This is a genomic window from Amycolatopsis camponoti (genome assembly GCF_902497555.1).
In the GTDB taxonomy this organism is placed as follows: Bacteria; Actinomycetota; Actinomycetes; order Mycobacteriales; family Pseudonocardiaceae; genus Amycolatopsis; species Amycolatopsis camponoti.
This window is the reverse complement of record NZ_CABVGP010000002.1, coordinates 2,430,334-2,441,810: the sequence shown is the minus strand read 5'-3', so window position 1 is coordinate 2,441,810 and position 11,477 is coordinate 2,430,334. Positions and strand designations below refer to the sequence as shown.

Genomic DNA, 11,477 nt, shown 5'->3' with positions numbered 1-11,477 from the left:
CGTGGGAGTAACGACCCAAGGCCGTCCCGCAGCGTTCACACCCAGCCATGATCGCTACCGGACCGGGTGCGGGGTGCGAAGCCTGTCGAACCAGGCGACGATCGAGCGCTTGTACCCCTCGGGCATGCGCAGCCCGGAAACCTCGTGCTCGGCGAACTCGCCGATGCGGCTGTGCTCGTGGCTGAGCACCGGCGCCGCGTCGGATGCAGTGGTGCACCCGTACGTCACGATGAACACGTCTTTGTCGGCCACGTCGATGTGGTACACCCAGGCGTCGAGAATCCCCCCGACCTCGACCGGCAGCCCGGACTCCTCGGAGATCTCCCGCGCCACGGTCTGTTCGGGAGTCTCGCCGGGTTCGATGCGGCCGCCCGGCAGCTCCCATTCGTCGCGCTCGTTGTGCACCAGCAGCACCCGGTCGTCCCGGATCAGCACACCCTTGATCGACACCGGGTATCCGGTCTCCACCACCGAAACCAGCCTCCTGCGCTCCTCGTGTCCGGTATCACCGACCGTAGCAGCGCACCCGGCCGTTCGCGGTGAACGCGGAGTTGACGATCTGTCAGTGGACGCCGTCCGGTCAGGACCGGTGTGCTGGTCGGACCGGATGGACCACGACCGAAGGGAGATGCCGTGTCCTTAACCGTGCTGTCGGAATGCAGCGTCGACATCGGCGCGGTGGGTGGTGTCGGCGAGCTGGCCGCGGTGCTGGCCCGCGATGGCGTCGCGCTGTTCGACGGCGTGCGTACCGAACCACAACTACTGCAGCTGGCGACCCGCCTCGGCCAGCTCGTTCACCACCGCGACAACTCCCGCACGGGCCTCACCGTGATCTCCGACCGCGGCAACGACCGCCCGCCGACGGGACAGGGCGGATTCAGCCGGCACGCCCTGTCCGCACACACCGACTGCTCTAACGTCCCACGGCCGCCACTGCTGGTTGCCATGACGTGCAACCAGACCGCCGATCATGGCGGTGACTGCGTCTTGGTCGACGGCCGTGCAGTGCACGAGGAGCTGGCTGACCGCGCGCCGGAGGCGCTGGCCGATCTGTCGGCTCGGCGAGGCGCGTACTTCGGCGGCGCGGCGGGGATCGTCGGGAACGTCTTCGAACCCAACCCGTGCGGGTTGGTCGGCATCCGGCTCCGACGCGACAGGCTGGCCCGGTTCTCCCCGCAGACCCAGCGCTGGCTCGCCGTACTCGCCCAGGTCATCGACCGGCACACGGTCACGATCCCTACGAGAGCCGGCAGCGGATACGTCGTCAACAACCGGCGCTGGCTGCACGGCCGCACCGCCTTCACCGGCCCGCGAAGGATGTACCGAGCCCTCATCGAGCCCCGACCGGCATGGCGTATCCCGGCCGGCTTCACTCCCGTGGTCGCGCCATGACGAGCGTCGCCGCGCCCTACTGGGTGTCCGAGCTCCCAGAGATCGTCGGCGAGCTCCAGCGTGGCAAGTGGATGATCGCGCGCTGGGAAAACCTCGGCCCGGACGAGGACCTCGCCCACTGGCAGGCAGCAGTACGCCGGGCGTGCACCGCCGACATCGACCCGGTGTTCATCGACGTTCCCCGCCGCAGCCTCACCCTGGTGCTCAACGCGGCCCTCCCCGCTCCGGACGACGAGGACATCCACCTCTCCATCGCCGCCGTCGAGCACAGCCGCTTCACCGGACGCCCCATCCGCCCGAAGCACCGCCGTCCCGCGATCTAGAAGGAGAACCCGCGATGTCGATCACGACCAGCACCCACCGAACCGGACGGTCCCTCGTCTCCGACGACCTCTTCCATCGGCTGACCGACCGCATTGTCCAGGCCGAGCGCTTCGAGCGCGACCTCGCCGAGCGCATCATGGACCAGGCGCTGGCGTTCCTCCTCGCCTGCGCCACCAACGTCGGCGCCCCACTCACCCCGAGCGAACTCGTCGACATCGGCTGGCACACCTTCCTCCTCGACACGTCCGAGTACGCCGCCTTCTGCGACCGCGTCGCCGGCCGGTTCATCCATCACGTGCCCACCGACAATGAGCCCGCGAGCGAGTCGCCCGGTGACGTCTTCATCCGTACGGTCACGGCCATGCGCTCACTCGGTTTCCGATTGGACGACCCGCTGTGGCCGCCTACCGCTCTGGGTAGCTGCACGGGTTGCCACAATGGCTGCCACAACGACCCGCCGCCGGCGATTTAGAAGGGCGCGCACCATGCCTCGCAGCACCTGGGAAGCACTGCCCGCCCCGGTTCGAGCGGCCATCGAACGCGAAACCGGCGACGTCCGCGAGGCAGTGCTTCCCAGCGCAGGCCGCAACTCCGACTTCTCCGCGACGCTGCACACCGCCTCCGGCGCCGTCTTCTGCAAAGGCATCGCCGACGCGGACGGCAAACGCGGACGCATGCACCGGCACGAGGCGGCTGTCAACGCGGCTCTTCCTGTATCGGTCGCGCCTCGACTGCTGTGGCACATCGAAGCGAACGGCTGGCTTCTCCTCGGCTTCGAGCACTCCCCCGGCCGCCACCTCGACCTGTCACCGACCTCCCCTGACCTCGCCGCTACGCGAGACGCCGTCACGGCGATGGCCGACGGGCTCGCGACGGTGTCCGTCGACGCACCGGCCCTGGCCGATCAGTGGGCCCGGCTGGCGGCCTGGCGACGACTCGCCAAGGACGTCCCCTCCGACCTCGACCCATGGGCTCGAGATCATCTCGACCAGCTGACGACCTGGGAAGCCGCGGCGATCGACCTCGTCGCCGGGAACACGCTGGCGCACACCGACCTGCACGCGCTGAACATGCTCGTCCACGACAGAAAGGTCCGGATCGTCGACTGGGCCTGGTCCCGGCACGCCAACGCCGCCGTCGACCCGGCGTTCCTCATCACCCGCCTAATCGAAGCCGGACACACCCCCGCCGATGCCGAGGCATGGGCACAGGAGCTACCGCCCTGGCAGCAAGCTCCTTCGGAAACGAGAACGGCTCTCGCTGTCGCGATCTGGGGCATCTGGGAATACCTCGAACGCCACCTGCCCTTGGCCCACCGCGCAGCGCTCACCGCGGCCGCGCGGGAATGGGCCCGCTTCCGGCTCGCGGATGTCCCTTGATCGGCCGCGAACGGGCCATCCGGATCGGCGCTCGCATCCTGCTCCTCAACGTCGTCGACGAAGTTCTGCTCATTCACGCACGCGATCCCGACGATCCCAGCCATCACTGGTGGGAGCTACCAGGCGGCGGGCAGGAGCCCGGTGAGGAGCTCGAGGACACCGCACGGCGGGAGATCGCTGAGGAAACCGGCCTCGTCATCGATGAGCTCGGCCGCAAGCTGTGGACCCGCGAAAGCCGCTTCACCTACCGCGGCCGCGAGCATCAACGCCTCGACCACGTCTACCTCGCCCGCACCGACGACACGTCACCACGAATCGCCACCCAGCACTCGGCCAACGAGCGGGCAGGTCTCATCGAGCACCGTTGGTGGCCGGCCGCCGCCGTCTCGGCGTGTCACGACAAACTCCTTCCGGCCGAGCTGCCGGACCTCCTACTGGCTCTGCTCGAGGGCCGCTTCCCAGCGACTCCGCTGGCTCTCACCGCTTGAAGTCCCCAGCGACGGGGGTGGATGCATGGCGCCCCCGTGCGGCGCATCGCGATGCGAGCGCGGAACGACTGGGCGACCGGACCGCTTGGTAGTGGCGCGGTCCACCTGTATGTCGAGGCACGAGCAACCGCGGCCGCAACGAGTGTGCGCCCGTAGCCGAGGCGGCGGTGCTCGGCGGTGACGTGGACGTAGTCGAGGGTCGCCGTCCTGCAGGAACCGCAAATCGAGGCAGAGGCGGTGGCGACCCGCGCCCGTCGAGCCGAAGTTCGATCCGGCCGCCGAGTGTCCCGGCGGCCGGCTGATGGACGACCACGACCAGACCGTCGCCTGGGGCTGACCCCGGGGTGTACTGGGTCGCGACGTCCAGCTGGGCCCATTCGGCGAGGCGGCGTTCAGAGGGATCGAGGCCTTCTTGCGCGCGACAGACTTCGCACAGGGTGGCGTGCAGCTTGTAGCGGTGGCTGTACGGCGCGAGTTGGTCGTACAAATCGAGGTCGAGCCGGTGACCACGCAAACAGACGACCCGCTTGCCAGCACCCGGCCGGACCGGGACGAGAGCGCCGAACTCGCTGCGTGTTTCCGAACGAACGATGCTGCCGGGTTGGTCGCCGATCATCGGAGAGGCCGCAGCGGTCCGGCGGAACTCCGGCTCACCCTCGACTGCGAGGCGTTCATCCCGCAACCTCGGTAAACCTTCGCCCGACCGACGTCTGCCCGGCAGCGACAGCGCCGCCGAGGCCGGGCAGCTGCAGCGCGACGGCCTGTGGCCGTGCCGCGGCACCGCGGCCACGGCTGGTCACCACGACGTCGCGAAACTCCAGGTGGCCGAACCCGTCGTCTGTGGCGCCGCGCCACCGACGCTTCAAGACTCGGAGTTCCAGATCCGCTCCGGGCCACATCCCGGTGGTCAGCAGTACTGCACCTCGGTTGCGGACGCGCCCGGCCAGCCGGCGGGCGACCTGCGGCTGAATGCCGCGGGCGGCCGCACCGCCGAGCACAACCAGGTCGAAGCCGTCGATCAACGCCGACACCACTGCGACGACCTCAGCGCCTGGTTCCGGGACGAGGGCGAGCCGATCGAGGTCGACACCCAGTTCGGCGGCCGCAACCACGCCGAGGTCCGGCATGCCGGCGACGGCCGCCCACGAACCCTCTCGAGTCGCCTCGGCGAGCAAAGCCAGCACCAGGGCGATCGAGCCGGACACCGACGTGGTGGTGCCGCGGCGCAGGTCACCGCCCGGGAGAAGCCCGGTGAGCGCGGGCGTCACCGGCAGGGACCCAGCCGGGGCCGACGCAGCGTCCGGGTTCGGCTCGCCCAGCTGGGCGGCCGCGCGGACGCCAGGGATCGCCGCGAGCCCGGCCACCGCCTCCGGCACCGCCACCACGCACCTCCAGCACCACGAACACGCACCGGAGACACCCGCACGGGGAAACCACGAGCGAGGCCGAACAGTGAGTCCCCGCAATGGCAGGCGGGGAGCCGCTCCACGTGCCCCTCCGCGGGAGGTTCACCAACGACCCGATCTCCGCTACAAGTGATGCATGGACCACGACGAATGGGAAATTGGATGGTGTGCCGGAGGCGCTGGCTTCGAGGTGGAGCTGGACGGCTCGCGAGCCCGCGTCTGTCTGATGGACCATGACAACTACCAGGCATATCTCGACGGAAACGACTACGACCCTCATGGCGGCTTCTGGGAATCGAGCCCCATGGTCCTGCAAGTACCCTACGACAGCTACTGGCATCTCGTGATCGACAGCAATCCCGGATGGCTCAACTACGAGGTCAAGGGCCCTTTCGACTAGGTCGGCATCTGCAACCACGACCGCGAGAACACGCGGTCGCTGTCAAGGCGAGCTGGCCAAGCTCATCCACCCGACTTCCTAGTGCGGTGACCGCTATTGATCACCGGGTTGGTCAGGCTGCTCGGGGTTGAGGGCGGCCCCACCGGTGGTGGTGTTCGCTGCGGATGCGGGCGCGTTCCCGGCGTTGCGCGGCGAGGACGTCGGGGTGTCGGTTGTTTGCGTTGCGCCAGCGCAGATAGGCGTGCAGCTCCCGTGCCAGGGCGGGGTGGTTGGGGTGGTCGGAGTTGGCGATGGTGAACTGGCGCAACGGTCCGAACTGCGGCTCGATCGGGTTGGCCCAGGAGGCGTTCGTGGGCGTCAGACACAACTCGACCTTGTGGCGTGAACACCAGGTCAGGATGGCTGGGGTGGTGTTGGCCGACAGGTTGTCGCAGATGATGTAGATCGGGGCGCCGTCCGGGCGGGCCCGACGGATCGACTTGAACGCGGCCAGGGAGTATTTGCCGCCTTTGTGTTCGTGCAGGACACCCCACAAGCGGTCCTCGGAGAGGCTGTAGCAGCCGTGGAAGTACCGGATGCCGTGGGTGCGTTTGTAGGTCGCGCGCAGCCGGTCCGGGTGCTTCTGCGCGGCCCAGCAGGTGCCGTGACACGGGCGGATCGACAACGGCCCGAACTGGTCGAAGGCGAAACACCGGTCCGGGAACCGGTCGGTGACTTCCTCGATCCGGTCCAGCTTCGATTCGAGGTCGGGGTCGTGGGACTCCTTCCAGGTGCGGGTGCGCTGAAACGTGATGCCCCGAGCGTGCAGGATCTGCCGCAGCCGTTCCCGCCCGATGCGCACCACCCGGTCCGGCACCCACCTCGGGTCGGTGCGGCCGTAACGGCCAGTGAGATAGCCGGCCAGCTTGCGGATGCTCCAGTGTGTGAACGGCAGCCCGTGCTTGCGCGGGCGGGTGGTGGCCGTCGTGACGATGACGGTGAGGTCAGCGTCGGTGATGCGGCGGGGACGGCCGCCCGCCCAGTGAGGGTCCAGGCAGGCCAGCCCCACGTCGTTGAACGCGTGGATCACATCCCGCACGGTGTCTTCGTCCGCGGCCACCAGCCGGGCGATCGCCGGCACCGTCGTGCCGGACGCCGAGGCCATCACGATCAACGCGCGACGCACCCGGACCGACTCCTGCTTACCGCGCCTGACCAGACGCAACAGATACCGGCCCTCATCTTCGCTGAGCCGACGGGCTCTGACAGGTCGGGACATGACACACCCGCTTTCACCCCGACCCGGCACGATCAAGCCTTCGCCGTACCGCCTCCGGAGTCACGCACCCCACCCGGCGTGTCGCCCACCAACCCGGCGATCGTTTCTGGTCACCGCACTAGCTAATCTGCGCCGTCGACGCATCTTGATTACCGACGTCACAATCAACCAGACACCGAAATCGTCGCCACGACGACAGCGGCAAACTTGAGTCCTCCGAGGGCTCGGTCGCCCGAGGTGAGCAGGCCGGGGAACCGTGTTTACCAGCGCAGTGGTGATGCCCTTCCGGCCAGCTCGTATTATTGAGCGACTAGTGAGCCGCCGAGGAGTCCTCCGTGCCAGGCAACACCAAGACCGCCCTGATCGACCGCGAGGGCCTCGGGCTCTTCCAACGCGCGGTTACGCGGGATCTCGGATGGATCTTCCGCGAACAGACCGTCGTCGACCAGGGAATCGATGGCCACGTCGAGATCGCCGACGAGGACGGACGAGGCACCGGACGCCTGATCGCCGTGCAGATCAAAACCGGACGCTCGTACTTCAGGCGCGTCAAAGGTGGTTGGGCGTTCTACTACAATGAAACGAAACGCCGTTTGTGGATGGGACACGCGCTTCCGGTAATGGTGGTTTTTGTCGACCTGGAAACCGACGGAATCTACTGGCAGCGGATCCATCCCTCGGTTGAACGGCGCACCGGGAAGCGCTACTCCGTCACCGTACCCGAGCACCAGACACTGAGCACCGCCGCCGAGCCTTGGCTCTTGGCCGCGAGCGGCGTCGAGCAGCGAGCCGTCGAGCGGTATGAGTCCAACCTCGAACTCCTGCCGCCCCCTGTCCGCCGCCTGCTCGAGGACAAGTCAGCCGATCGCCTCCAACGTGCCCTCGTTGCGCAGCATCTGGCCGAAGGCCGGACGAACCCCTCCGGAACCGCGCAGGCGTTGATCTCCACGAGACCGCTTTGGATGCAGGCCTCGAACGCATGGCCATGGCGAGCCTTGGCGTCATTCTGCTCTCACCATGACGCCATGGCCGAGAGCTCCGCGGCGTGGGAGATCGCCGCCGAAGATGGCGGCGACCAGGCCGGGAGTCGCCTTGCCGCCGCAGCCGCCAACATAGCCGCGGTTGATCGGGCGCGAGCAGCCGAACTGCTGGAGGAGGCCCGTCCACGCGGCGGCGCTGAGGTCGTCGCGGCAGTCGTCGAGGCGATTCTGGAGGTACCCGAAGGCGATCCCTCGCCATGGCGTATCGACGCCGTCCTGGCCGCGGCAGGTGCGGAGGCAAACACGAACTCGACGGTCCAGCACTTTCTCACCGATCAGGCGCTCCAGAGTGACGACCTGCCCAGGGCTGCGCGCCATGCCGAGCGTGCGCTGGCCCTTGAACCGGATGATGCCGCAGCCATGTCCAAAGTCGCGTTGATCTGTGCGCGGCGTGCCGAAACTGCCGAAGCCCAAGCCGGTGACCTGGCGCGAGCCGCCGAACTGCTGCAGGCGGCGGTCGACCAGCGCCGACAATGGAGCGGTGAAACCCGAGGCCTTCTGGCGCTGCTGGCCCGGGTGCTGATGATCAGAGGCCAATTCGGTGCCGTCCTGAACATGCTGCTTCCGGCGCCGCTGGGAACTGCGAACGCCGACGAGGCCGACGATCCGGTCCTGCGGCGCCTCGCCCTCACCGCTGCGCACGGGTCCGGTGACAGTGAACTCGTCGCGTCGATCGAGGCCGCGATGACCGCCAGCGTCGAGGACCGAATCGCCCGGCTCCGACTCGGCCTCCTCGAGCTGCCGTCTGCCGAGGCCGAAGCGCTGTGGAGTGCGCACCTCTCACGTGCCCGAGCTGATCACGACGGCGAAGCGGCCGTCATGGCAACCCACCGCCTCGCCGCTTCGGGTGTCGACGCAACAGCGCAATTGGACGAGCTCATCCGGGCCGGAGCCCTCCCGCCAGGAACGGACCGTCTGCCCCGGGCCATCGCTACGTTCCGCCGCAACACGGCGGAAGGCCTTTCTCTTCTGCGCTCGCTTTCGACCGAAGATCCCGCTGCGGCCGAGCAACTTGTCCACGCTCTGGTTGAGGCGGGTCGCCCGGACGAAGCGATAGCGGCCAGCGCGTCGGCCGCCCAGCGCTTTCGCTCTCCTAGGTTCCTCACCCTTCATGCGCTGCTCGTCTTTCAGCACGCAAAGCCCGAACGGGCTGACCGCGCGTTGCAGGCCGCGTTGCAGGCCGAGGACCGCCCTGCGGAACGAGTTGAACTGGCTACCCGGCTGGCCGATATCGCGGCCCGTGCCCAGGACTGGGCACGGGCGGAGTCGACCCTGGCGCAGGTAGTCGCCGACCAGACGCCGCCGCCCGACGGGGTGGTGTGGAACCTGGTTCGTGCTCAGTTGAACAGCGGCGGAGAAGCCCGCGCTGCGGCAACCGTGACCCGTCACCAGCCGAAAGTCAGATCCGAGGAGGAAGCAACGCTCTGGGCGCAAGCGATGGCTTCCGTCGCATGGGACGACGAACTTGCCGAAAGAGCTATCGAGCTCGCTTCGGACTTCGCCGACAAAGCCCAGCTGGTGACCTTTTTGCTCTCCCACCTGGTGACTGCCACACGTGGCACCATCCATGAGAACGACGGCGAGTACTCGGACGACGACCCTGATCCGCTTCCGGACCCTCCGGATGATCGGCCGGTTGTCCGGGGCGACCTGCACCGGCGGGCGTTCGAACTCCTCGGTACGCTCTACGAAGCCCACGGCGATGCCACGGGGATGCGAATCCTGTCCACGGCCTCCCCCGAAGATCTCTTCTCCCAGGTTGAGGCGATCGTTCGGCGACCCGACGAAACAGACCTGACCGCTCTGGCCGACCAGATAGCCCGCGCCCAGTTGCCCGCGGGCATGCTAGCCCTCAGCATCGGCCGCAGCTACACGTCGGCGCTAGTACAGCGATCCGCTCGACTGCTGGTCGCCGTCGCTGTCGCCGACGACGAGCATCAGGCCGAGGTGGACGCGGCGAGGCTATCGGCAGGCAGGCCCGCTGTCGTCGACATCTCCACCCTGCTGGTGCTGTCACAGCTCACGGACGCCGATGCCGTGTCCGGGCAAGTCGCCGAGCTGATCCTCGCTCTACCAGCCCACCACGACGTGCTCCGAGCCGCGCTCCAAGCACGCACCCTCGCCGGCAGCTTCGGCAGTCTAGGTTCAAGTGCAGCAGCAGGAAGCCTGACGTTCTACGAGCGCAACGAGGAGCACTACCAGTTCGTTCGAGACCGTACGGCCGCCGTCGAGGCGCTCGCGCGCCGTTGCTCCATCCGGCCTGTCGGTCCTACTTCTGTGTTCGGCGACAACTCCGAACGCGCGCGAGCCGTGCCATGGCTGGCCGCAATCGATGTCGCCGCCCAGGAGGGACTGCCCTTGTGGTGCGATGATCTGGCCGTACGCAGGCTGGCCCGGGGCGCCGGCGTCCCGTCCTTTTCGACGATGGCCATGGCCGAAGTGCTGCGCGACACCCGGCTCGAGTCCGCGCACACCCCGGACGAGATCGACGCGGTGGTCGACGCCACCGCTAAGACAGTGCGTGAGCTCCACTCCGAATTCGTGGTCGACCTGCCGCTGACCGAGGAGCAGCTCCTCGACCAGGCCGAGGCGGACGGCTGGATCCCTGCTGCGGCCGGCCTCGCCTTAGAACGTCCGTCATGGTGGGGATGGCAGCAGGATCCAGTCGGCCTGCTCATGAATCGGCTCTACCCGGCCGTACGCGAAGCCGCACCGGTTCAGCTGCCGAACTGGCAACGTGCGGCCATGCTCGGCGCCGTCCGTGCCCAGCAAACACCGGCTGAGCAGCGTCAGGCTCTCGCGAACTTGGCCTTGCTCGGTTGGGAACTTGAGCCGACACTTGATGACCTGGTCGAGGGATTCCGGACGGCACGACAACTCGCCACCGCTCTCGGCGACGTCGGGGACCCCCTTGAAGTGTTGCCCGCGGCGCACACTGTCCTGGCGGAGAACGGGATCACTCGTTCAGATCAAGTGGTTCAGCAGCTAATTGCGAGGCTACAAGCTGAGGCTGGCGAAGCAACCGTTTAGCGGTTCAACGGATGCAAGGCAAGTGCAACCACGAACGGCCGTTCTACCGCTGCTGCTACCCCACCAAGCACGGGTTGGCGAACAAGACCAAGCGTCTATCGCCGTCGATTTGTGACGTGGTGGGGCGCAGGAGGGCCAGCGCCCACCGCATCACCACGCGCGGACGAGGACCTTTGTGCGTCGGGCCGGACTCACCCTCTCCTCGAAACTGGGCTACCCGGCTCCAGTGGCTTAGCACCGAAAGCCAGTCGTAGCCGGAAAATGTCGCGAAGACCTGAGACCACGGGGAGTAACATCCCTCCGATGTCGACAACGACGCCGGAAGAGCTGTATTTCGATCTCTCCTCCGAGAGGATCGCGGAACTCGCCGCGCTCGTGGACGCCGCTGCCGCGGACGCAAAGCGCGGCTGGTACGAAATCTCGTCTGCACTCACAGCCATGCCTGGAACCGCGGACGTCTCTGCCCTCGCGGTCGCCTTCGACTACCGTCTACAGGACCGCGACAAGGGAAACAACAACCCCGTGTTCCACGCCGCGCATCTGACGCCCGTCCGCCGAGCTGCCACCGTCAGTCGGGGACCTGTGGGCGAGCCTTGTGAACGCAGCCACGTCGGCGTTGGTTCGTGCGCGCCTGCATGATCTTCTCTTCGCGCTCGGCCGGCGTCCGAAGCATCAGCACGCAGAGCAAGCATGCCGCGCATACCTGGAGCTAGGCGGCGCGAATTGGCGGTCGCACTACCGTGTACGCGCTCTGGTTCGG

General features: G+C 67.7%; 11 protein-coding genes and 1 pseudogene. 9 read left to right on the top strand and 3 right to left on the bottom strand.

Going from position 1 to position 11,477, the window contains the following annotated elements:
- Positions 1-54: 54 nt before the first annotated feature.
- On the bottom strand, positions 55-471 hold the full coding sequence (locus AA23TX_RS31805) for an NUDIX hydrolase (RefSeq protein WP_196425609.1): 417 nt from the start codon (positions 469-471) through the stop codon (positions 55-57).
- 120 nt (positions 472-591) lie between these two features.
- On the opposite strand from AA23TX_RS31805, the gene AA23TX_RS31800 reads away from it, so the two are divergent.
- Genes AA23TX_RS31800 through AA23TX_RS31780 form a run of 5 tightly spaced genes read left to right on the top strand, consistent with a single transcriptional unit; the run spans position 592 to position 3,583 of the window.
- Complete coding sequence (locus tag AA23TX_RS31800; protein WP_155546445.1) at positions 592-1,392, top strand: TauD/TfdA family dioxygenase; 801 nt, start codon at positions 592-594, stop codon at positions 1,390-1,392.
- The gene (locus AA23TX_RS31795) at positions 1,389-1,715 is read left to right on the top strand and encodes a hypothetical protein (RefSeq protein WP_155546444.1); all 327 of its coding nucleotides are present in this window, start codon (positions 1,389-1,391) and stop codon (positions 1,713-1,715) included. Before AA23TX_RS31800 ends, AA23TX_RS31795 begins: the two co-directional genes overlap by 4 nt.
- Positions 1,716-1,729: 14 nt before the next feature.
- The gene (locus AA23TX_RS31790; protein WP_155546443.1) at positions 1,730-2,188 is read left to right on the top strand and encodes a glycine-rich domain-containing protein; all 459 of its coding nucleotides are present in this window, start codon (positions 1,730-1,732) and stop codon (positions 2,186-2,188) included.
- Between the two features lie 13 nt (positions 2,189-2,201).
- Positions 2,202-3,095: a phosphotransferase family protein gene (locus AA23TX_RS31785; protein ID WP_155546442.1), complete on the top strand. Its 894-nt coding sequence runs from the start codon at positions 2,202-2,204 to the stop codon at positions 3,093-3,095.
- Positions 3,092-3,583 carry an NUDIX hydrolase gene (locus AA23TX_RS31780; protein WP_230862788.1) on the top strand — a complete coding sequence of 164 codons (492 nt, stop codon included), beginning with the start codon at positions 3,092-3,094 and terminating at the stop codon, positions 3,581-3,583. Before AA23TX_RS31785 ends, AA23TX_RS31780 begins: the two co-directional genes overlap by 4 nt.
- Before the next feature lie 671 nt (positions 3,584-4,254).
- Here the strand turns inward: AA23TX_RS31780 and imuA' are convergent.
- Positions 4,255-4,965, bottom strand: a complete 711-nt coding sequence (gene imuA', locus AA23TX_RS31775) for a DnaE2-dependent mutagenesis accessory factor ImuA' (protein WP_196425608.1) — start codon at positions 4,963-4,965, stop codon at positions 4,255-4,257.
- Positions 4,966-5,125: 160 nt separating this feature from the next.
- Between imuA' and AA23TX_RS31770 the strand changes: the two genes are divergently transcribed.
- Positions 5,126-5,389, top strand: coding sequence for a DUF1883 domain-containing protein (locus tag AA23TX_RS31770; RefSeq protein ID WP_155546440.1), 264 nt, complete (start codon positions 5,126-5,128; stop codon positions 5,387-5,389).
- A gap of 112 nt (positions 5,390-5,501) precedes the next feature.
- On the opposite strand, the gene AA23TX_RS31765 is transcribed toward AA23TX_RS31770, so the two are convergent.
- Positions 5,502-6,647, bottom strand: a complete 1,146-nt coding sequence (locus tag AA23TX_RS31765) for an IS630 family transposase (protein ID WP_155546439.1) — start codon at positions 6,645-6,647, stop codon at positions 5,502-5,504.
- 335 nt (positions 6,648-6,982) lie between these two features.
- On the opposite strand from AA23TX_RS31765, the gene AA23TX_RS31760 reads away from it, so the two are divergent.
- From AA23TX_RS31760 to AA23TX_RS51245, 3 genes and pseudogenes are all read left to right on the top strand, one after another.
- Positions 6,983-10,717 (top strand): DUF4365 domain-containing protein, encoded by a 3,735-nt coding sequence (locus AA23TX_RS31760; protein WP_155546438.1) that lies wholly within the window; start codon positions 6,983-6,985, stop codon positions 10,715-10,717.
- A gap of 303 nt (positions 10,718-11,020) precedes the next feature.
- Positions 11,021-11,356, top strand: coding sequence for a hypothetical protein (locus tag AA23TX_RS31755; protein WP_155546437.1), 336 nt, complete (start codon positions 11,021-11,023; stop codon positions 11,354-11,356).
- Positions 11,313-11,453, top strand: a pseudogene (locus AA23TX_RS51245) (hypothetical protein); the annotation flags it as partial. The gene AA23TX_RS31755 and the pseudogene AA23TX_RS51245, both read left to right, overlap by 44 nt.
- Positions 11,454-11,477: the final 24 nt, after the last annotated feature.

Bases quoted from the DNA above. Each gene is read 5' to 3' on its own strand.
- AA23TX_RS31755 (WP_155546437.1), top strand. From the start codon at position 11,021: ATGTCGACAACGACGCCGGAAGAGCTGTATTTCGATCTCTCCTCCGAG.
- AA23TX_RS31785 (WP_155546442.1), top strand. From the start codon at position 2,202: ATGCCTCGCAGCACCTGGGAAGCACTGCCCGCCCCGGTTCGAGCGGCC.
- AA23TX_RS31765 (WP_155546439.1), bottom strand. From the start codon at position 6,647: ATGTCCCGACCTGTCAGAGCCCGTCGGCTCAGCGAAGATGAGGGCCGG.
- AA23TX_RS31770 (WP_155546440.1), top strand. From the start codon at position 5,126: ATGGACCACGACGAATGGGAAATTGGATGGTGTGCCGGAGGCGCTGGC.
- AA23TX_RS31790 (WP_155546443.1), top strand. From the start codon at position 1,730: ATGTCGATCACGACCAGCACCCACCGAACCGGACGGTCCCTCGTCTCC.
- AA23TX_RS31795 (WP_155546444.1), top strand. From the start codon at position 1,389: ATGACGAGCGTCGCCGCGCCCTACTGGGTGTCCGAGCTCCCAGAGATC.